Origin of the sequence: Streptomyces sp. NPDC019890, assembly GCF_044903445.1 — a bacterium.
Lineage (GTDB): Bacteria > Actinomycetota > Actinomycetes > Streptomycetales > Streptomycetaceae > Streptomyces.
This window is the reverse complement of sequence record NZ_JBJDQK010000012.1, coordinates 78,141-98,341: the sequence shown is the minus strand read 5'-3', so window position 1 is coordinate 98,341 and position 20,201 is coordinate 78,141. Positions and strand designations below refer to the sequence as shown.

Below are 20,201 nucleotides of genomic sequence, written 5' to 3'. Positions count from 1 at the left end.
AAGTGGGCCACGGCCATGCCGACATCGGTGTGACCCGCCGCGCTGTCTGCTGGTCGCAGCCGTGTACTTCAGGTTTGGTTTCCGAGCCGGAGCCTCAGCTGTTGGCCAGTGTGCGGTCGAGGAGGGGGACCAGGCGGTCCCAGTGGCGCTGTAGTCCGGCGGGGTCGAAGGCGTCGGTGTCGGACATGGTGAACCCGTGGACGGTGCCAGGGTAGATCTCGGAGGTGTAGTCGACCTTCGCGGCGTCCAGGGCCCGGTTGAGCTCGCCCAGGGCTTCGGGCGTCAGGTCGCTTTCGGCATGGCCGAAGTGGACCTGGGCGGTGATCTCGGCGAGGGCGTCGGGCCCGTCCGCGCCCACGGGGCCGTGGAATGCGGCGAGGGCGGCCACCTGGTCGGGGTGGGCCGCGGCGGTGCGCATCGCCAGGAGGCCGCCTATGCAGTAGCCGGTCACCGCGACCGGTCCGGCGGCGACCTCGGGCTGGGTGGTGAGGAACCTGAGGTAGGCGTCGGCGTCGCTCAGGACACGTTCGGCGGTGTGCGCCTCGATCAAGGGCATCAACTGGGCCATGAACGCGGGCCGGACCTCTTCTCCGATGTGCTCGGGAAGTTCGATCACCGGTGCCGGGCCGTGCCGGTAGAAGAGGTTGGGGACGAGCACGTAGTACCCGTGCCCGGCCAGTTCGCGGGCCATCTCCCGCAGCACGGGCCGGATGCCGAAGCCGTCCGCGTACATCAGCACCCCTGGGTGCCGCTCGCCGCGGTCGGGGAAGGCGGCGAAGGCGTCGGCCTGGCCATCCGTGGTGGGAATCTGCAACGTCTTGGTGGGCATGAATTCTCCTGTCGTGGTTGATGTATCAAGCCTGTGATCAACACGACGGAGGCGGAGCCCGCGCAGCAGCGCAAGATCCTCGATCAAACAGCGGGCCCGCACCGGCCCGTACGGCGCTCAGAAGAGCACCGGGTCACCAATCCGTGTGTGGCGCAATGCCGTCCCGGTATTCATGGCCGCACAGCGTAGCCCACCGGGCAAAAGGCAACGCCAGCACCCCAGTCCACAGTGCGGCGCGACATCCCTGGCCTCGGCCAGGAGCCGGCGTCTCCCCTCCCCATCGGCCGTCGTCACGCGATCTCGTACCCCGCCACGTCGGCATACACGGAAACGTGCCCAGCCCCCATGCCCCTGCCCGACTGCGTCGCCAGCCTCGTGCTAACCCCACTCCGGGACCACAGCGCTACGTGACTTACGTGCCTACCGCCGATATGGCGCCTTGACCTGCCAGGACCACGGGCCCGGGCGGCCCTGTACGAGCGACTGGGCTACCTGGCCCACGGTCGCCGACCGGACGCCTGGGACGTCCAGGCGCCGGACGTCGGCGCTGATCTGCCTCACTGCTCCGGTACGAGACCATGTGCACGCTGATGCACAAGGACTTGTCGTAGGGGGCGCCGCGTGGCGATGGAAGTGTGGGCACCGATCTTTTCACTCGCAGGCGTCGCCCTCGGCGGCGGCCTGACGGCGCTCTCCCAGCGCGCCACTCAGCGCTCCGCCGAACGGCTGGAGGAACGCCGCCAGGCAGCAGCCACCTGCGAGGCGCGCCGAGCAGAGCAGATGCAGGCGATCAAGGACTTCATCGCCTGCGCCCAGGATGCCGAACGGGCGGCCTACAGCCGTCCCGAGGCTTGGGGCGATGACGAAGACTGGAACAGTACCGCTTCGGGTGCCATGACCAGGCTCTGGATCGCTGAACGGCACCTCGTGCTGCTCAGCGACGCGGACCTGCACGCCCCTGTGCACATATACGGTCGGGCACTCAACCAGGCGGTGTGGCGAGAGATCGGCGACGTCGAGGTCAACGAGCACCTCGAGGAACACAAGATCGCCTTCATGGCCGCAGCACGCGCGAGCCTCGCCTCCCCTTGAGTCCAAGCCACCTAGGTGGGACCCCTCCGTTCAGGAGCCGCCAAGACGAGCGGCCTCCGACGCCCGGCTCGAAACCCTGAGCAGCTGGGGAACGAAGAGCGACACTGGCCGGACTTCACACGTTCCCATCATCACTGGAGAGCGACGCGCAGGTCCCGGATGTACCAGTGGAACCGTGTGCCGTCCTTGCTGTGCGGCTGCTTGCCGGGGGTGAATCCTGCCCGCCGCGCGACGGCGGCGGATGCGGGATTCTCCGGCTCCACCTGGATCACCGCCTCCTCCCCACCCTCACTGGCCGCGTACTGGGACGCCAGGAGGACCGCGCGGGTAGCCAGGCCACGCCCCCTCCATGACGGATAGAGGCCGTAGGCGACATTCACCTGGCCGGGAGCCAAGCCCTCCCCTGTGAACCGCAAGTCGATCGTCCCCGCGAGCGCCTCGTCGGCGCCTACCCGGATGCCAAAAGCGCGGAGCGGCCCGGCAGTGTCCCACTGTTCCCAGCAGTGCTGGAAGTACGCTTCAACGCCCTCGCGCGTGCCGGGACCACCGTTGAGCCAGCGAACCAGCAGCTCATCCTCCCCCGTGAGATGGACCTTCACATCGTCCAGGCGCAGCGGCGACAGAGTGATGATCCCATCGGACAGCTTCACTTCATGCATCCGGCGATTCTTGACGCCGAAGCTGCGTCGCACCAGCGGATTCCGCGAGACGTCGCCCAGAGCCACCCCACCACAGGGGATGATCTTGGTGTGGCTGGTGCCTCACTCGCTGCTCCCTGCTCGGGGAGCCACAAGGGGAGCCAGACTGGGAGCCACCGCCGCCAACACGAGGCGGTCCTCCCTGGACAACTACGGACGATGACCCCGCCCTGACCAGCGGGCCGGCCCCCTCAGCGCTGCCGCTTCCTGAGCCCCCTCTTAGCGCCTCCTTAAACGCAGCATAAGGATCGCCATCACCCCCTCCCAGCAGGCGATTTCAGCCTTCCGAGCGGCTAGCTTGCTGAGCGCCGGAGCCCGTTCGAAGGCTCGGTGCCGTAGTCCTACGGGGGGCCGCGCCGCTCCTTCGAACACGGCTCTGGACCCCCCACACGCCGCTCTTGAAGGAGTACGTCACCATGACCGCTCGCCGCCGTAAGGTCACCACGGTCGCCGCCCTCGGCATCGCGCCGCTCGCCATCGTCGGGCTCGCCGCCGCGCCGGCCGTTGCGCACGGGTCGATGACCGACCCGGTCAGCCGGGTGTCCGCCTGTTTTTCCGAGGGGCCGGAGAGCCCGGACTCCGCGGCGTGCAAGGCGGCGGTCGCGGCCAGCGGGACGCAGGCCTTCTACGACTGGAACGAAGTCAACATCGCCAACGCCGCGGGCAATCACAAGCAGCTGATCCCGGACGGCAAGCTGTGCAGCGCGGGACGGGACAAGTACAAGGGGCTCGATCTGCCGCGGGCCGACTGGCCGTCGTCCAAGCTTGCGTCCGGCAATCACACCTTCCACTACAAGGCGACCGCCCCGCACAAGGGCTCCTTCGAGCTGTACCTCACCAAGGACGGTTACGACCCGACGAAGCCGCTGAAGTGGTCGGACCTGGAGGGGAAGCCGTTCGCGAAGGTCACCAACCCCAAGCTGGTGAACGGTGAGTACGTCTTCGACGGCGCCGTCCCGAAGAAGTCCGGGCGGCATCTGATCTACTCGATCTGGCAGCGTTCGGACTCGCCCGAGGCCTTCTACACCTGCTCCGACGTGGTCTTCGGCCAGGACAACGGCGGCGCCGGCTCCGCCGCTCCGACGGCGTCCGCCCCCTCCGAGAAGGAGATCGCGGACAACGCGGACAAGTCCACCGTCGATCACAACGGGCATGGCGGGGACCACAGCACCAAGGCCGAGGCTCCGGCCCCCGAAGCTCCCAACGCTCCCGAGGCCAACAGCGCCTCCCAGCCCGGCGCCAGTACTGAGAACCTCGCCGAGACCGGCGGTGACAGCAACACCTCGTACATCGCCATCGGCGGTGCCGCCGCCCTCGCACTCGGTGCCGCCGCGATGTTCGGGGCCGCCCGGCGCAAGGCGACGGTCAGCGGCCGTCGCAGCCGCTGACCGTCCACCAGGCACCAGGCACCAGCGTCAGCTGAAGACTGACGCGCAATTCGTCGGGGTGGCGTGCGCCGGATCAAGGGCGTTCGCCACCTCGTGGAATGCAATCCGGTCGAACAGCCCTATCGCCAGATGCTCCGACAGGTCGACCGCACACAGGTCCTGCAGCAGGACGTTCCGTACGTTCGGTCCCTCCAGGTACGCCGTACGGTAAGGGGTTACGACCTCGTCGTACCGACTGGCGATGACCGTGTAGCGCACGCCGGGCACGGTGTCGCCGCCCGCGTTGAGTTTGGTCAGGAAGGCGGAGCCGGCCACCTGGTCGGCCAGCCCCGGGGTTGCGGCGTTGAGCAGATCCTCCGCGCCGGGGAAGTACGGCAGCAGCTTCGCGAAACCGCTCAGCGTCGTGCCGTGGTTGTCGGGTCCGAGGCCCACCAGCGCGTTCACCTTGTCCGCCCCGCCCAGGAACTTGAGGTAGTAGCGCGGCATCAGGCCGCCCTGGGAGTGGCCGACGAGATCCGCTTTGGATGCGCCGGTCGCTGTGAGCACTTTGTCGACGTACGTGTCGAGCTGCTCTGCCGACTTGTCGATCGGGCCGAGGCCGTAGAAGAGGGGCACTCCGGGGAGCTGCCCGTAATCGAGGCTGAAGACGCAGTATCCGCGGTTCACCAAGTACGGGGCGAGTGCGAGCCAGTTGTCCACGGAGTTACCGAGGGTGCCGTGGACGAGGACGACGGGACGGGGATGGGCGGCGGAGGGCTTGCAGGAGTAGTTGTTCCAACCGCTGTGGGGTGCCGAGTCGACGGCCGATTCAGTGGCTGAATCGGCCTGCGCGGCGACTGAGGGGGTGAGAGTGGCGCAGGCGGCCAACAGCAAGGCTGCGACCGGTCTGAGCGCACGCTTCCATGACAGCATCGAGCAATCTCCTTGCGGCTCAAGGGGAGTAGCGATGGCTGGATTGGTTTGGCGGTGCTCACGACAACTTACGCACGAGTAACCGTGGATTGGAAGTTACGTGTCGGTAAAAACTGAATACGTGTCAATAGCGGGTGCTACGTAAAGGCATGGCAGGCGTTACCGCGGGCCTCATGCCGCGAGTGAGCCCGGCACCACAGCCCCCGGCCCGAACCTCGCCCGCGCCCGGTCCGCCACCGCCTCGATCCTGCGCGCCCGTTCGTCCGCGGGGTCGAACGTCAGCTGCCGCGCCGCCTGTTCGACAGGTGTCAGATCCTCGGCGCGCAGCGCGAGGCTCCGCACCCGGGCCCGCTGCAGGCCCAGCGACTCATGGATCCGGTACGCGGTACCGGTGAGCGTCGCGGAGTGGGCGGTCGGCTCGCGCAGGGTGCGCGACCGCGTGGTCGTGGACCGGTCCGCGTACCGCACCGTGAGGGTCAGCGAACGGCACACCTGACCCTCGCCGCGCATCCTCATGCCCAGCTCCTCGGCGATCGAGAGCAGCGCCCGGCGGTGTCGTACGGGGTCCAGCTCGTCGCGGCCGAAGGCCCGTTCGGCAGCGACCGAACGCGCCGCGGCGTTCGGGACGACCGGCGTGCGGTCGATGCCGTGCGCCCGCTGCCACAGCTCGCGCCCGGCTCGCGCGCCGACGATCCGCTGGAGCACGGCGAGCGGCGCGGCGGCGACCTTGCTGATGGAGTCGAGGCCGTACGCACACAGGGTGCGGGCCGTCGTCGCCCCCACGCCGTCCAGCGCGGCGACCGGTTTGCCGGCCAGGAATCCGGCCACCTCGCCGTCCGTCACCACCAGGGTCGTGCCGGGCCCGGCCTCCCGTGCCGCCATCCTGGCCAGCATCGGGTTCGGCCCTGCCCCGATCGCGCACTCCACCCCGCAGTGGGCGAGCGCACGCACCCGCAGCAGCGAGCCGAGCTGGCCGGCGTCCCGCCCGAAGTACCGCTCGGCGCCGCGCACATCGAGGAGCGCGGCGTCCGGCGGGAGCGCCTGCACCACGGGGCTGATGTCCTCGGCCAGACCGAGCAGCGCGGGCAGCGCCGCCTCGACCCCGCCCGTCTCATGCATCGGGGCCGGCCGGAAACGTACGTAGAGGATCATCCCGCGCTCCCCGGGCTCTGGTGCCACAACTTCCTTCCGGTGCCGCCCTGTTGCTCGCCCGCCGGCTGGAGATCCGCCCAGGGGTTCAGCTCATATCCCGTGGCGAGCTGGATACGGCGGCCGCTGTCGGCCGGGGCCGCCTCGGTCGGGACCTCCGCCAGCCGCGCCGCGACCGCGTCAAGACCGCCCGTACGCCGCAGCTCCACCAGCTCCGCCAGATTCCATGCCGCCGCGCCGACCACGCTGAGGCTGCGCGGCCCGCGCCGCTGCACCACCCCGCGTACCAGCAGCAGCCAGGAGTGGAAGACGGTGTACGCGCACGCGGCGTGGCTGTCGTCGAAGAAGGCGAGGTCGACCAGGCCCGTGCCGTCGTCGAGCGTGGTGAAGATGACCCGCTTGCCGGACCGGATCGGCGGTGTCTGGGTGGCCGCCTTCGCGCCCGCGACCAGTACGGTCTCGCCGTGCTTCGCCGACCGCAGCCGCTGCGCGCTGTGCACGCCGAGCTCCGCCAGGAAGGCGTGGTGATCGCTCATCAGATTGCGCGAGGCATCCATGGAGAGGACACCCAGCTCGGCGCTGAGCCGTTCCGCTTCGTTCAGGTCGGGCAGTCCGATGGGCGAGGTCTTCCCCGCTTCGCCCAGGGGGAGTTGGTTTCCGTACGCCCCGGCTCCCCGCTGCGTACGGTGCAACTCCGCGAGATGCAGCAGCAGATCACGGCGGTTCGCACCGAACGCGTCCAACGCGCCGACCTGGGCGAGCCGTTCGGCGACGGGCCGCCCCGGGCGGGCCCGCTGCCAGAAGTCGAGCAGCGAGGCGTACGGCTGCCCGGCTTCGATCCGGGCCGCCTCCGCCTCACTGATGCCGTACACATCCGCGAGTGCCAGCCGGATACCCCAATTATCAGACACCAGTTCGATGCGGTGTCCGACCGTCGACCGGTTCACATCCAGCGGCAGCACCGGCACCCCGCGCCGCCGTGCGTCCGCCAGCAGCAGCCGCTTCGGATACATCCCGGGGTCGTGCGTGAGCAGCCCGGCGTAGAAGGCCGCCGGATGGTGCGCCTTGAGCCAGGCCGACTGATACGTCGGCACGGCGAAGGCCACCGCGTGCGCCTTGCAGAAGCCGTACGAGCCGAATGCCTCGATGATCTCCCACGTGCGGGCGATGACTTCGGGCGTGTACCCCCTGGCCTCCGCATGCTGTGCGAACCAGACCTTGATCTCCCCCTGCGACTCGGGGTGGGAGAGCCCGCGCCGCACCCGGTCGGCCTCGCCCCGGCCGCAGCCGGTCATGATGTTCACCATCTCGATGATCTGCTCATGGAAGACGACCACTCCGTACGTCTCCTTCAGCGGCCCCTCCAGGTCGGGATGCGGATAGCGGACGGGCGCCCGGCCGTGCCGGGCCTCGATGAACGGCCGCACCATGTCGGCCGCGACCGGCCCCGGCCTGAAGAGCGAGATGTCGACGACCAGGTCGTCGAAGGTGGCGGGCTGAAGCCGGCCTACCAGGTCCCGCTGGCCCGGCGACTCGATCTGGAAACAGCCCAACGTCTCGGTGGACCGGATGAGTTGATACGTCGCCGGGTCGCCCGGCGGCACCTGCCGCGGGTCGTCGAGGTCGAGCTCCTGCCCGGTCGCCCGCCGCAGCTCGGCGACCGCGTGTGCCATCGCCGACTGCATCCGCACCCCCAGGACGTCGAGCTTGAGCAGCCCGAGGTCCTCCACGTCGTCCTTGTCGAACTGCGACATGGGGAAACCCTCGCCACTGGTGGGCATCACCGGCGTACGCGCAAGGAGCGTGGCGTCCGAGAGCAGCACTCCGCACGGGTGCATGGCGACGCCCCGCGGCAGCGCGTCCAGCGCCTCGACCAGCTCCCACAGTCGTCCGTACGTGTCCCCTTCCCGCTGAAACTCCCCCGCCAGTTCGCGCAGTTCGGGCAGCTCCTCCAGGGCGGCGCGGGCATCGCGGGCGCGGATGTGCGGGAAGGACTTGGCGATCCTGTCGATCTCGGCCGGGTCCATGGAGAGCGCGGCGCCCACGTCCCGTACCGCATGGCGCACCCGGTAGGTCTCGGGCATGGCGACGGTCGCGACCCGCTCCTCGCCGAAGCGGCCGATGATCGCGCGGTAGACCTCGAGACGGCGGGCGGACTCCACGTCGATGTCGATGTCGGGCAGCACGGAGCGGCGCGTGGAGAGGAAGCGCTCCATCAGCAGCCCCTGTTCGACGGGGTCGGCGTGCGCGATGCCGAGGAGATGGTTGACGAGCGAGCCGGCTCCGGAGCCGCGTGCCGCGACTCTGATGCCCATCTTCCGTACGTCGTCCACGACTTGGGCGACCGTCAGGAAATAGGAGGCGTAGCCCCAGTAGGCGATGATGTCCAGCTCCCGGTGCATCCGCTCCCAGTACTCACGGCGGCCGTCGTAGCCGCGCAGCACCATTCCGGCGGCGGCGCGGGAGGCCAGCACCCGCTGCGGGGTGCGCCGCCCGGCGCCGACCAGATGCGGCTCCGGGTAGTGGACGGTGCCGAGCCCCAGATCGTCCTCGGGGTCGATCAGACACGCTGCCGCCGTCTCCTCCGTCATCGTGAGCAGCCGGTGCGCGGTGTCCCGGCGGAAGCCGGCGGCCTCGGCAACCCGCTCGGCGGTACGGGCCATCGCGGCCGGTTCCTTGAGCCAGCGCTCCCCGCTGTCGAGCCCCTTGCGCGGGTCGATCGGGACCAGGCGGCGAGCCGCGTCGAGGACGTCGGCGACCGGGCCCTGCCCCGGGTCGGCGTACCGGACGGCATTGGTCAGCACGGCCCGTACGCCCTGTTCGGCGGCGAAGCCGAGGGTGCGGGCGGCGTGCCGCAGCGAGCCGGGTCCGGTGCCCTTGAGGCCGTGGTGCACCACCTCGAGGCGCAGCCGGTCGCCGTAAATCTCTCGCCAGGGCACAAGCAGCGCGGCCGCGCGGTCGGGGCGTCCCGCGGTGAGCGCCCGACCGATCTCGGACGCCGGTCCGAGCAGCACGGTCAGCCTCTCGCCGTGGTTGTCGTCCCAGGGCAGCAGCGGGCCGCCGCCGGTCGCATGGGCGGCGGTCACCAGTCGGCACAGCTCGGCCCAGCCCTCCCGGGATTCGGCGAGGAAGACCGTACGGGGAGCGGACTCGTCCACGAACGCCCCGCCGCGCACCGGGGTACGCCGCCGTTCGGTCGGCCCCTCCTCGCGGACCCGTTCCCCCACCGCGAGGTCGACGCCGAACAGCGGGCGCACCCCGGCCCGGGCACAGGCCTTCGCGAAGCGGACCGTGCCCGCGACGGTGTCGCGGTCGGTCAGCGCGAGGGCGTCCATGCCCCGCTCGGCGGCGCACTCGGCAAGCCGCTCCGGGTGCGATGCCCCGTACCGCAGGGAGAACCCGGAAACGGTGTGCAGATGCGTGAACCCGGGCACCTGCACCTCCTGGATCAGTCCGTCTCACCTCCCCCACCTCCACCATAGACCAAGTTTCGAACATTCGTGCGATACATGTTCCATCAGCCATTCGGACCCCTCCCACCTGCGTAAACACCATGCGACACGGAGCGTGGGGCCCATGACCCAGTCAGCTGACAGCCCCCGTGGGCCTGGCAGTCCGCGTGATCCTCGTCAGGGTTTCCTCGCCGAGATCAAGGACGCCGTGAGTGTGCGGGCGGCCGTCCTGGTCATCGGGGTGCTGGCGCTCCAGCTCGCCTTCATCACGTCGTACCTCGGCGCCTTCCACAACCCGAAGCCTCATGAGATCCCGCTGGCCGTCGTGACACCCCGGACGGAGATCACCGATCAGGCCGTGCGGCGGCTGTCGGCACTGCCCGGCGATCCGCTCGATCCGCGCGCGGTGAAGGACGCGCAGACCGCGCTGCAGCAGATCAAGAACCGGGACGTCGACGGGGCGCTGATCGTCGATCCGCGGGGCGCCGCCGACAAACTGCTGGTTGCCGGTGCCTCGGGCGCCTCGCTCGCGCAGGCGCTCACCGCGGTCATCGTGCAGACGGAGAGGGCGCAGCAGCGCACCGTGGCCGTCGTGGACGTGGTCCCGAGCGCCAAGGGCGACGCCCGCGGACTCTCGTCGTTCTACCTGGTCATCGGCTGGTGCGTGGGCGGCTATCTGTGCGCGGCGAGCCTCGCGATCAGCGCGGGCGCCCGGCCCGCCAACACGGCGCGCGCCCTGATCAGACTGGGCGTGCTGCTGCTGTACTCGATCGCGGCCGGCCTGCTCGGCACGGTCATCGCGGGCCCCATCCTCGACGCCCTGCCCGGCAGCGTGTGGGCGCTGTGGGGGCTCGGCTCACTGCTGGTCTTCGCGGTCGGGGCGATCACCCTCGGCCTCCAGGGCCTGGCGGGCGTCGTCGGCATCGGTCTGGCGATCCTGCTTGTGGTGGTCCTCGGCAACCCGAGCGCGGGCGGCGCGTATCCGTATCCGCTGCTGCCGACGTTCTGGCGGGCCGTCGGACCCGCGCTGCCGCCGGGCGCGGGCACCTTCACGGCACGCTCGATCGCGTACTTCAAGGGCAACGGCGCGGGCGGCCCGATGCTGGTGCTCGCCGCGTGGGCGGTGGGCGGGGCGCTGGTCACGCTGCTGTGCGGGCTGGTCCGCGGCCGCGGGCCGACGACGGTCGGGGCGGATGTGACGGTGGGGGGCGGGACCGCGGCGGGGCCGCGCGCGTGAGGCCGGGCCGCGCCCGCCAAGCCCCGGGGCTCCGCCCCGGACCCCGATTGCGGGGGCTCCGCCCCCGAACCCGCCCCCTACGCCCTGCGGGCGTGGGGGGACCCCAGCGCCTCAATCGCCGGAGAGGCTTAATTTGTCCGGCGATTGAGGACATGCGGCCGAAGGTCGCATACGGGGGTCTGGGGGCCAACCCCCAGTCAGCCGATTTCCGCGCCGAACGCCGACAGTGCCTCCGTCACCGGCTGGAAGAAGGTCTCGCCACCCGATGAGCAGTCGCCGCTGCCGCCCGAGGTCAGACCGATCGCCGTGTCGCCGGCGAAGAGCGAGCCGCCGCTGTCGCCCGGCTCGGCGCAGACCGTGGTCTGGATGAGGCCGTTGACGATGTCGCCGTTGCCGTAGTTCACGGTGGCGTCGAGCCCGGTGACCTCACCGTCGTGCACCTGGGTGGTGGAGCCGCTGCGGGTCACCTTCATGCCGACGGTCGCCTCGCCCGCCTTGGTGATGGCCTGCGTGCTGCCGTTGTAGAGGTTGACCTCGCTGGGGTGCGCGACGTCCGAGGTGTACTTGACCAGACCGAAGTCGTTGTCCGGGAAGCTGGAGTCCGCGTTCTGGCCGATCTCCTTGCCGCTGCTGTCGGACCAGGTGGAGATCGCCTCGGTGCAGTGCCCCGCCGTGATGAAGAACGGCTCGCCGTCCTTGACGACATTGAAGCCGAGGGAGCAGCGGCCGTCGCCGCCCTTGATTGCGTCGCCACCGGCGATGAAGGGCTTGAACTCCCCGGCGGACTTCTTCAGTTCGGCCTTGCCGCCCAGGCCCTTGACCACCTGGCTGAGCTTGGTCAGCTGCGCGCCCTTGACCGTACGGTCGGCCGTGACGACGACCTTGTTGGTGACCGGGTCGACCGCCCAGGAGGTGCCGGGGATGGTCGCCTTCGTGGTGAGGGTCTGCCGGGCGGTCTTCAGCTCGGCGAGGGTGTTCTCCACGATTCTCGCCTTGCCGCCCGCCTTGCGCACGGCCTGGGCCGCGGACTCGTCGAGGACGTTCACCACGAGAGTCTTGGCGTCGGCGTCGTAGTAGGTACCGGCCGCGTCGGCACCCAGGTCCTTGTTCAGCGTGGAGGCAAGGTTTCCGGCCGCTATCGCCGACAGTGTCTTGGCGGTGAACTGCTCAGTGTTGTCACTGGCGTTCGCACTCTGGAATGTGACGCCCGCGGCGACCAGCGCGACGACCGCGCCGCCTGCCATTGCCGCTTTCCTCTTGGGTATGCGTCGGTGCTTCAACATCGACCTCCTGTGGGGGCCGCGTCCGGACAAGTGGGGTGCCAGGACACGGAGGATGAGCCGCCCACTATTCCGATACCGATCGGTAGCACACAAGGTCGACTTCAGGACGGGCACACGACAACACGGGTGCGTTCACAGGCTCTTCACACGATGGGTTCGCACTGGCCACTTCCATCGGTTCCGTTTGCGAACACCGCCCGCAACTGCGTTATGGGCAGCGAGTAAGGACTAGTCCTGTCCTGTTTCCGTCTTTGCGGAACTGGAATCCGCGGGCGGCAGGGGCTGCTGCTGGGCCCGCTCCAGGAAGCGGAGCAGCTCCACCGGGAACGGCAGCACCAGCGTGGAGTTCTTCTCCGCCGCGACCGCAACCACGGTCTGCAACAGCCGCAGTTGCAGGGCGGCAGGCTGCTCCGACATCTCCTTCGCCGCCTCGGCCAGCTTCTTCGACGCCTGCAGCTCCGCGTCCGCGTTGATGACCCGGGCCCGCCGCTCACGGTCCGCCTCGGCCTGCCGCGCCATCGACCGCTTCATCGTCTCCGGCAGGGACACGTCCTTGATCTCCACCCGGTCGATCTGCACGCCCCACCCGATCGCCGGACTGTCGATCATCAACTCGAGCCCCTGATTGAGCTTTTCACGGTTCGACAGCAGATCGTCCAGATCACTCTTGCCGATGATCGACCGCAGCGACGTCTGCGCCATCTGCGAGACCGCGAAACGATAGTCCTCCACCTGCACGATCGCCTCGGAGGCATCCACGACCTTGAAGTAGATCACCGCGTCCACGCGGACCGTCACATTGTCCCGGGTGATGCCGTCCTGGGCAGGTACGGGCATGGTCACGATCTGCATATTGACTTTGCGGAGCCGGTCGACGAAGGGGACGACCAGCGTGAAACCCGGGCCGCGGACCGAGGACCTGAGCCGTCCGAGCCGGAAGACCACCCCTCGTTCGTACTGTTTGACCACCCGGGCCGCCGCCATCACATAGACGACTCCGGCAGACGCGACGAGTGCGCCGGCCGTCACCAGTGCCTCTACCATCACGGCCCCCTGGGGTGCGAGGTGGACGCGCATGCACGTGCCTCTTTCGAAGGTAACCCCCAAATGACGTCAAAGGGAGTCCCGGTCGGGGCCTCTGATGGGTAATCATCGAGTGGGCGGGGAATGCAGGGCTCATCGTGGCCCCTGCACAGGGCACATACGACGAAGGGGGTCGCCGGGGTGCGAGGTCGATTGCACGCGGCGGACGGGCGGCATCTGATGGTGGAGCGGCTGGGAGATCCGCGCGGCAGGCCGGTCTTCCTGCTGCACGGCACCCCCGGCAGCCGGCTGGGACCTGCGCCGCGCGGCATGGTGCTGTACCAGCGCGGCACGCAGCTGATCGCGTACGACCGCCCCGGCTACGGCGGTTCGGACCGGCTGGCGGGTCGCAGTGTCGCCGATGTGGCACAGGACGTGAGGGCGATCGCCGACGAGCTCGGCCTGGAACGGTTCGCCGTGGTGGGCCGCTCGGGCGGCGCGCCGCATGCGCTGGCCTGCGCCGCCCTGATGCCCGAACGGATCACCCGTACCGCGGCGCTGGTGACACTCGCGCCACGGGACGCCGACGGGCTCGACTGGTTCGAGGGCATGGCGGCGTCCAACGTGCTGGAGTACACCACCGCGGCGGTCGATCCGGTAGGGCTGACCGAGCGGTTCATCCTGCGCTCCGCCGAGATCAGGAAGGACCCGATCCGGCTGCTCGACGATCTGCGCAGGGAGCTGACCGAGTCCGACCGGATGGTGGTGGCGGACGCGGGCGTCAGATCCATGCTCCTTCGCAACTACCAGGAGGCGCTGCGCACTTCCGCGTACGGCTGGATCGACGACGCACTCGCCTTCTGCAGCCCGTGGGGGTTCGACCCCGCCGACATCAAGGGCCCGGTGATGCTCTGGCACGGCGAGAAGGACGTCTTCTCGCCGGTGGGGCACTCGCGCTGGCTGGCGGAGCGGATCCCGGGCGCGACGGCCGTACTCGAACCGGCCGCCGCCCACTTCGACGCGCTGCATGCCCTGCCGCGAATCCTGACCTGGCTCCTGGAGTGCTGAGGGCCCCGGCGCCGGGGTCAGACGCTGCGCTCGACCAGGAACACGACGAGACCGACGGTGCTCACACCGAGCCCCTGGCACAGGCCACGGAGGAACAGCGAAAGCGCGGCGCGCCGGCGCGCGGCGGCCCATTGACCCAACCGCCGCAGCTCATGGGCCATGCGACGGGCGAAGCGCCGCAGGCGGGACAGGGGTTTAAACTCCATGACGGGTCGTCCTCTCTCTTCCGATGATGGGGAGCGCCGGATGGCCCGGCTGGGAGCCCCTCTTTCCGATCGGGTTGTCGAGGCCGACGGTCGGAAAAGAAGTCCTGGGGCTCCCAGCGCATTATGCCGGGATGCCATCGCGACAGATGCACCAACAGAAGGCGGGATGCCTGCCGTTGGGTTCTGCACGACTTTACTCTCGTGGCCACCCAGAGCAACTCAGCACCGAGAGCTGCGACAAAAGAGTCGCCCCACACATTCGAGCCCTGCGGCGAGTTGCTCACTCCAGCGAATGGAGAGGAAACCTTTCTGCGTGCTCTGACCTGCGAATTTGCATCACCGTGATCAGTGTCGGATTCATCGGCCGACAAGGACGCGAGCAAAGTCGCACTGGCAACTGCGTCGCTCCGCAGCCGAGTTCATCAATTCACTGTCCCGGCGATGTGCGGTGCGCTTCGCAAAGCTGTTTGCGACATCACGCAATAGCCACCCGCAATAGCCAAAGGAATCCGGGCAGCACTGAACGGCGTTGCGATGGACGAATCAATCGCAACGCCGCATTCCCGCACGTCACACCGCGAGCGGCTCCAAGTCGCGGTGGACCCTTCGTTCGTCGCGTGCGATCCGCGTCAGCGCATGCTCGTCCCCGAGCAGCCGCTGCAGCTCCTCCACCGTCTCCGCCCGCAGCCGCGCCGCCTCGTCCTTACGGCCGAGCAGCCCCAGCGTGACGGACATGTTGGAGGCGACGCCCAGCACCTCGGGGTGGTACGCACCCAGGACCTCTCGCAGCCGGGCCACGGTTCGCTGCTCGATCTCCAGCGCCTCCTCCAGACCGCCCAGATCCGCCAGGGCGTTGGCCAGGTTGATCGTGCTGTAAAGGGCGTGCGGGTGGCTCTCGCCCAGCACCTCCCGCATCGTCCTCGACACCTTCAGCAGCAGCGCCTCCGCGGCCTCGGGAGCGCCACAGCCCCATTGGAAGATGCCCAGATTGTTGATGGCGGTCAGGGTGTACGGATGCCGCTCCCCCGGCACCTTCATGTACTGGTCGACGACCTCCTGCGCCAGATCCCGCGCGGCCACCGGCTCACCCGCCGCGAACAGGTCGGCCGCCAGGTTCAGATCGCAGGCGAGCCAGTCCGGGGTGGCCGAGGTGTACTTGGCGCGATAGCGGTTGCGCGTGGCCGTGGTCAGCCGTCGCGCGTCCTCCAGCCTGCCTGCCCTGCGCAGCGATACCGCGAGGCTCTTGGCCGCCGCGAGCGTGCCGGGGAAGGTCCGGCCGAGCTGCTCCTTGTAGAGGTCGTACGTCCGGCTCGCCAGCGAGACCGAGTCCTCGTACCGTCCGACCTCCCTCAGGTCCCGCGCCAGGTTCATCGCGGAGGACAGGGTGTACGGATGCTCCGGGCCGAGTACCTCGGTGCGCCGGTCGAAGACCTCCTGGTCGATCTCGCGCGCCCTGGAGTACTGCCCGACCATGCGCAGATTCAGCGCCAGGTTGTTGGCGGCCGCGAGGGTACGCGGATGGGACTCGTGGAAGATCTGGCTGAAGCCCTCGTGCGCCTCGGTCGCCAGCTCCATCGCCCTGCCGTACTGGCCGAGGGTGCCCAGGTCCATCGCGAGACCGCTGGTGGTCATGTACGTATGCGGATGGGACGTGCCCAGCACGGCCTGCTGGCGCTCCAGAGTCACCTCGTCCAGCTCCTTGGCCTCCACATAGCGACCTTGTGAGCGAAGGATGTTGGAGAGGTGGAAGCGGAGGTAGAGGTACTGGAGATCGTCGTTGCCCAGCATCTCGCGCCAGTTCTCGCGCAGTTCGTCGGCGAGCGTGTAGGCCGTGTTCAGGTCGCCGCGCTTCCACAGATAGCGCACCCGGTCGATCATCAGTCGGCGGGTCTCCGGCTCCTTGCACAACCGGGCCTCGGAGGTGCCCAGATGCGGCCAGATGGTGGCGAACCGCGGCCAGGTCTCGGGGTTGTCGATCGGCTCGTCGTCATCGGGCCGGGCACCCGCGAGGACCCGGTGGACGGCGTGTCGCGCGTCCTGCTGCTCCTGTTCGCTCAGCTGCGCCCGGATGACCGCCTGCACGAGCCGGTGCACCTGGATGCTGTTGGACACCTGGTCGACCTTGGCCAGCGCGAACCTGCCGATCTCCCGGATGACCCGGCCGAGCACCAGCTTTTCCTGGAGCGAGGCGTCGTACGGTTTGAGCGCGTCGATCATCTCCTTGCTGTAGAGGAGGTTCGCGGAGATCGGCTCGGGCGCGAAGAAGGCGCAGAGCTGGAGCAGCCGCACTGCGGCGGGCGAGCGTTCCTTGAGCCGTTGGATGGAGACGTTCCAGGTCGCGGCGACCGGCTCGGGGTAGCCGGCCGGCTGGTTGAGCGCGAGGACGCTCGCGGCCTGTTCCTTGAGCTGTTCCAGATACGCGGCGACGGGTGTGGCGGTCTCCGCGATCCAGGCCGCGGCCTGTTCGACGGCGAGGGGCAGATCGCCGACGGCGGTGGCGACCTGGTCCGCGTCCTCGATGCTCAGCCCGCGGGCACGGCGCTGGAGGTGCTCGATGGACTCCTCGCGCAGGAACACGTCGACGGGCAGCGCGTCCCCGTACTGCGACCACGTCTGGTTCCTGGAGGTGACCAGGATGTGGCCGGGCCCCTGCGGCGGGAAGAACCTCTTGAGCTGCTCCGGGTCGTCGGCGTTGTCGAAGACCAGCAGCCAGCGGGTGGAGGGCACGCCGCGCCGCAGCAGGTCGATGGCCTCCTGCGAGGCGGCCGCCATGTCCTCGCCGCCCTGGGCGCCGAGCCGGACGGCGAGTTCGGCGAGTCCCGCGACCACGTCGTCGGTCCGCTCGGAGGAGATCCACCACACCAGGTCGTAGTCGGCCATGAAGCGGTGTACGTACTCGAGGGCGACCTGGGTCTTGCCGACGCCGCCGAGCCCGTACAGGGTCTGCGGCTGGGGCAGCACCGCGGCCACCGCCATGCCGCCGCCGAGCTGGTCGCGCATCCGCTCCAGCACCACCGAGCGTCCGGTGAAGCCGGGGTTGCGGGGCGGCGCGTTCCAGATCTTCGGCACGGTGCCGGGGAAGCGCGGCCCCGGCGAGGAGCTGTCGGAGAGCTGGACCGGGCGGTCGAGCGCGCGCAGCAGCGCGGTGGTCGCGTGCACCTCGTCGAGCCGGAAGAGATCCACCGGGTTGCGGTCGATGTAGGGCGTGGTGAGTCTGACGTCGCCGACCCGGACCGGCAGCAGATGGTGCCTGCCTCCGCCGGGGTCGTCGGCCGCGGCTCGCGTATAGACCTCCACCGCGCGGGAGGACTTGAGATATGCGGTGGACAGCAGCACGACGGTGCGTGCGGCGTTCTCGGCGGCCAGTTCGTCCAGGTCGGACGGCTCGCGCTCCACCGAGACATCGCGCGGCACCACCCGGAATCCGGCCCGGGTGAGCTGGTACTCGACCCAGTCGGCCCACATGCGGTTCTCGGCGACATAGCTGAGGAAGAGGTCGGCGGGCAGGGCGGGCCTGCGCCGGGTGAAGGCGTCTCTGATCCTGAGCCTGACCTCCTCGCCGACCGCGGGCATCGAGGTGATCCGCTGGTCGGTGACGACGGCGGTGAGCCGTTCGAAGGCGGAGAGCAGGGAGTTGGTCAGACCCGCTTCGTCGCCGAAGGTGGCCAGGGTCTCCTCGTACGCGTAGTAGGGCCGGTACGGAATCTCCACCGCGCCCCAGTAGGCGGTGAGTTCCTCGCCGGCCAGGCCGGTGGGGAAGCGGTCGAACTTCAGCCGGGCCAGCGCACGTCCGGCGTCCGCCTTCTCCTTCTCGCCCTCGTCGATCCGCATCGGGACGGGGAAGATCTTGATGCCGCGGCCGCCGTACCTCTCGTCGATCTGCCGGGCCACCGCGGCGGCACCGTCGATGGACTGGTCGCTGAGCGTGAAGCAGTCCACGAGCACGTCGGGCAGATGGACGGTGCAGATGTCGGCGATGTCGCTCAGGCCGGTGCGGCTGTCGATGAGGACGTAGTCGTAGTTGGCCTTCATGTCCTCGCGCAGCGCGTCGAAGAAGTGGCCGCCGCCGAGCCGGTCGTAGAAGTTGTCCCAGTCGAAGGTGGAGACGGTCGCCGAGTACTCGCGGTTCTGCTTGCCCGCGGAGACGAAGTCGAGCGTGCCCCCGTCGGGGAACTCCCAGCCCAGGTTCTCCGGGGTGAGCGAGACGGCGTGCGGCTGGATACGCGCGTAGTCGAGGTGCCAGTCGTCGCGGCGCGGCTCGGGACTGGTCGCGGCCCAGGCGTACTCGGTGATCAGATCGATGACCCCGGTGGTGGCGCCGAGCGTGGAGGGGTCGAGGAAGGGGTGGAAGAAGCGGTGCAGGCCCGGCGCTTCCAGGTCCCAGTCGACCGCGAGGACCCGTTTGCCGTTGGCGGCGAGAATCCACGCCGTGTTGGCCAGGGCCATCGTGCGGCCGGTACCTCCCTTGTACGAATAGAAGGTGACGATGCGTCCGTCACGACTGGCTGTCATCCGTGTCCTCCGCATCGGGGGCGATGTCACGCGTGTTCGGGACGTAGTGCGTGGTGCCGTACTCGGCCATCGGGCCGCGCAGCCGCGGCCGTTCGGAAGAGCGGGCTCCCGGGGTGGGGGGCGCCGCGGGCGGGAAGACCTCGGCGTGCCGCAGATACTCCTGGGCCGCCGACTCCACCACCTGGGGCAGGATCTGGCCGAATGCCTCCATGCTGAGCACTCCTCTGGCGGCGGCCCGGCAGGCGGCTCTGCCCTGGCGCATCTGATGCGGCATGGTCTGCTCCAGCTTCTCGACCAGCTCCGCCTCGGAGACCCGGCTCTGCGGGTCGTCGCGGTTCCACGGGACGACGACGCTCACCCAGGGCCGCGGCTCCGCGTCGAAGGCGGCGAGCCGCCGACACCGGTCGTCGTCCTCCAGCGCCCAGCGGTCGACGAGAAGAATCTCGGGCCGGGTGGGCGGATGGTTCGGGTCGGGCGGCGTCTCGTGGTCGAAGGAGGAGACCGTGGCCTGGTAGTTGAGTGAGCGCACCAGGTCCTGTGCGACGTACGCCAACGGGCGTGCGGAGTCCGGGTGGTACGGATTCCAGTCCTGCGACTGCTTGCCGTAGTAGTCGGACGCGCGGCCTTCGGGCAGGTCGTGGCGGGTCGGTGCGGCGACCGTCACATGCATCGGGCGGGGGCCGCCGCTGGGCCTGCCGAAGGCGCTGGGCGCCTGCCGGTAGTCCACGGGGTTGCCGGAGCCGACGCGCGTAGTGTCGGCGACGCTGACGATGCGTTTGGCGAGTTCATAGACTGCAGCTTCGTACTCCTCGGCGAATATCCGGAGTTTGATGAGCCCGTAGAGGCCGTCGGTGACATAGCGGTCGCCGAAGGCCCGGTGGTTGAACTGCAACCGCTCGGCGGGACCCGGGAGTTGTTCGGGCGGCATCGGCACCCACAGCGCGGGCACGATCGCCTCGGCGGGCCTGTTGCTCTTGGCCTGGTGGTAGATCGCCCGCTGGGCGAAGGCGTACCACTCCTTGCCGCACATCTCGCTGGCGAAGTACCGCGGCGAGAAGAGCGGCACGAACACCCGGCAGGTGGCCAGAACTTCACCCAGCCGCTCCGACCAGCCCTCCCCCGAGCGGATCTCCCGGTCCATGAACCCGGCCGGGGCCCCGGCCGGCAGATCGGTCATGGCCATCACATGGCCGCACAGATCCCGGAAGAGCCGCTCCACCCACATGTCCGGGTCCGGGCCCCCTGCCCCGTACCGCGGCGTGTGCGCGTAACTCAAGAAGAAGTACGGCCGATGGTCCGCCGCTCGCTGCGATGAATCTGACACACGACCCCCGTCCTGTGTGAACGCCCGC

The 20,201-nt window shown here is 69.4% G+C and carries 14 protein-coding genes and 1 pseudogene; 5 read left to right on the top strand and 10 right to left on the bottom strand.

Annotated features, from left to right (window positions below):
• Positions 1 to 94 precede the first annotated feature (94 nt).
• A complete protein-coding gene (locus ACI2LP_RS28190; RefSeq protein WP_404727327.1) occupies positions 95 to 829 on the bottom strand; it encodes a dienelactone hydrolase family protein in 735 nt (244 codons plus the stop codon).
• Between the two features lie 453 nt (positions 830 to 1,282).
• Between ACI2LP_RS28190 and ACI2LP_RS28185 the strand changes: the two are divergent.
• A pseudogene (locus ACI2LP_RS28185) lies at positions 1,283 to 1,440 on the top strand (GNAT family N-acetyltransferase); the annotation flags it as partial.
• Between the two features lie 10 nt (positions 1,441 to 1,450).
• Positions 1,451 to 1,921 (top strand): hypothetical protein, encoded by a 471-nt coding sequence (locus ACI2LP_RS28180; RefSeq protein WP_404727326.1) that lies wholly within the window; start codon positions 1,451 to 1,453, stop codon positions 1,919 to 1,921.
• A gap of 131 nt (positions 1,922 to 2,052) precedes the next feature.
• Here the strand turns inward: ACI2LP_RS28180 and ACI2LP_RS28175 are convergent, their stop codons facing one another.
• Complete coding sequence (locus ACI2LP_RS28175; RefSeq protein WP_404727325.1) at positions 2,053 to 2,646, bottom strand: GNAT family N-acetyltransferase; 594 nt, start codon at positions 2,644 to 2,646, stop codon at positions 2,053 to 2,055.
• A 389-nt stretch (positions 2,647 to 3,035) separates the two neighbouring features.
• Here ACI2LP_RS28175 and ACI2LP_RS28170 point away from each other — a divergent pair, with 389 nt between their 5' ends.
• Positions 3,036 to 4,007, top strand: a complete 972-nt coding sequence (locus tag ACI2LP_RS28170; protein ID WP_404727324.1) for a lytic polysaccharide monooxygenase — start codon at positions 3,036 to 3,038, stop codon at positions 4,005 to 4,007.
• Positions 4,008 to 4,034: 27 nt separating this feature from the next.
• Here the strand turns inward: ACI2LP_RS28170 and ACI2LP_RS28165 are convergent, their stop codons facing one another.
• The 3 genes from ACI2LP_RS28165 to ACI2LP_RS28155 form a co-directional block, all read right to left on the bottom strand.
• A complete protein-coding gene (locus ACI2LP_RS28165) occupies positions 4,035 to 4,919 on the bottom strand; it encodes an esterase/lipase family protein (RefSeq protein ID WP_404727323.1) in 885 nt (294 codons plus the stop codon).
• Between the two features lie 171 nt (positions 4,920 to 5,090).
• Complete coding sequence (locus ACI2LP_RS28160; RefSeq protein WP_404727322.1) at positions 5,091 to 6,071, bottom strand: DNA polymerase thumb domain-containing protein; 981 nt, start codon at positions 6,069 to 6,071, stop codon at positions 5,091 to 5,093.
• Positions 6,068 to 9,502, bottom strand: a complete 3,435-nt coding sequence (locus ACI2LP_RS28155; RefSeq protein ID WP_404727321.1) for a DNA polymerase III subunit alpha — start codon at positions 9,500 to 9,502, stop codon at positions 6,068 to 6,070. Before ACI2LP_RS28155 ends, ACI2LP_RS28160 begins: the two co-directional genes overlap by 4 nt.
• 142 nt (positions 9,503 to 9,644) lie before the next feature.
• Here ACI2LP_RS28155 and ACI2LP_RS28150 point away from each other — a divergent pair, with 142 nt between their 5' ends.
• A complete protein-coding gene (locus ACI2LP_RS28150) occupies positions 9,645 to 10,757 on the top strand; it encodes a DUF3533 domain-containing protein (RefSeq protein ID WP_404727320.1) in 1,113 nt (370 codons plus the stop codon).
• Positions 10,758 to 10,954: 197 nt separating this feature from the next.
• On the opposite strand, the gene ACI2LP_RS28145 is transcribed toward ACI2LP_RS28150, so the two are convergent.
• Entirely contained in the window at positions 10,955 to 12,037 is a 1,083-nt protein-coding gene (locus tag ACI2LP_RS28145) for a S1 family peptidase (protein WP_404727415.1), read from the bottom strand.
• A gap of 231 nt (positions 12,038 to 12,268) precedes the next feature.
• Positions 12,269 to 13,084, bottom strand: coding sequence for a slipin family protein (locus ACI2LP_RS28140; protein WP_360885362.1), 816 nt, complete (start codon positions 13,082 to 13,084; stop codon positions 12,269 to 12,271).
• 180 nt (positions 13,085 to 13,264) lie between these two features.
• Here ACI2LP_RS28140 and ACI2LP_RS28135 point away from each other — a divergent pair, with 180 nt between their 5' ends.
• Positions 13,265 to 14,131: an alpha/beta fold hydrolase gene (locus ACI2LP_RS28135; protein ID WP_404727319.1), complete on the top strand. Its 867-nt coding sequence runs from the start codon at positions 13,265 to 13,267 to the stop codon at positions 14,129 to 14,131.
• Positions 14,132 to 14,148: 17 nt separating this feature from the next.
• Here the strand turns inward: ACI2LP_RS28135 and ACI2LP_RS28130 are convergent, their stop codons facing one another.
• The 3 genes from ACI2LP_RS28130 to ACI2LP_RS28120 form a co-directional block, all read right to left on the bottom strand.
• Entirely contained in the window at positions 14,149 to 14,337 is a 189-nt protein-coding gene (locus ACI2LP_RS28130) for a hypothetical protein (protein ID WP_404727318.1), read from the bottom strand.
• Positions 14,338 to 14,907: 570 nt separating this feature from the next.
• Positions 14,908 to 18,849, bottom strand: a complete 3,942-nt coding sequence (gene fxsT, locus ACI2LP_RS28125) for an FxSxx-COOH system tetratricopeptide repeat protein (RefSeq protein ID WP_404727317.1) — start codon at positions 18,847 to 18,849, stop codon at positions 14,908 to 14,910.
• A complete protein-coding gene (locus ACI2LP_RS28120) occupies positions 18,833 to 20,173 on the bottom strand; it encodes a TIR-like protein FxsC (protein ID WP_404727316.1) in 1,341 nt (446 codons plus the stop codon). Before ACI2LP_RS28120 ends, fxsT begins: the two co-directional genes overlap by 17 nt.
• Between the last annotated feature and the right edge of the window lie 28 nt (positions 20,174 to 20,201).

Excerpts from the sequence above, each read along its gene's own strand:
- ACI2LP_RS28190 (WP_404727327.1), bottom strand. The coding sequence starts at position 829 with ATGCCCACCAAGACGTTGCAGATTCCCACCACGGATGGCCAGGCCGAC.
- ACI2LP_RS28170 (WP_404727324.1), top strand. The coding sequence starts at position 3,036 with ATGACCGCTCGCCGCCGTAAGGTCACCACGGTCGCCGCCCTCGGCATC.
- ACI2LP_RS28165 (WP_404727323.1), bottom strand. The coding sequence starts at position 4,919 with ATGCTGTCATGGAAGCGTGCGCTCAGACCGGTCGCAGCCTTGCTGTTG.
- ACI2LP_RS28160 (WP_404727322.1), bottom strand. The coding sequence starts at position 6,071 with ATGATCCTCTACGTACGTTTCCGGCCGGCCCCGATGCATGAGACGGGC.
- ACI2LP_RS28150 (WP_404727320.1), top strand. The coding sequence starts at position 9,645 with ATGACCCAGTCAGCTGACAGCCCCCGTGGGCCTGGCAGTCCGCGTGAT.
- ACI2LP_RS28140 (WP_360885362.1), bottom strand. The coding sequence starts at position 13,084 with ATGGTAGAGGCACTGGTGACGGCCGGCGCACTCGTCGCGTCTGCCGGA.
- ACI2LP_RS28130 (WP_404727318.1), bottom strand. The coding sequence starts at position 14,337 with ATGGAGTTTAAACCCCTGTCCCGCCTGCGGCGCTTCGCCCGTCGCATG.
- fxsT (WP_404727317.1), bottom strand. The coding sequence starts at position 18,849 with ATGACAGCCAGTCGTGACGGACGCATCGTCACCTTCTATTCGTACAAG.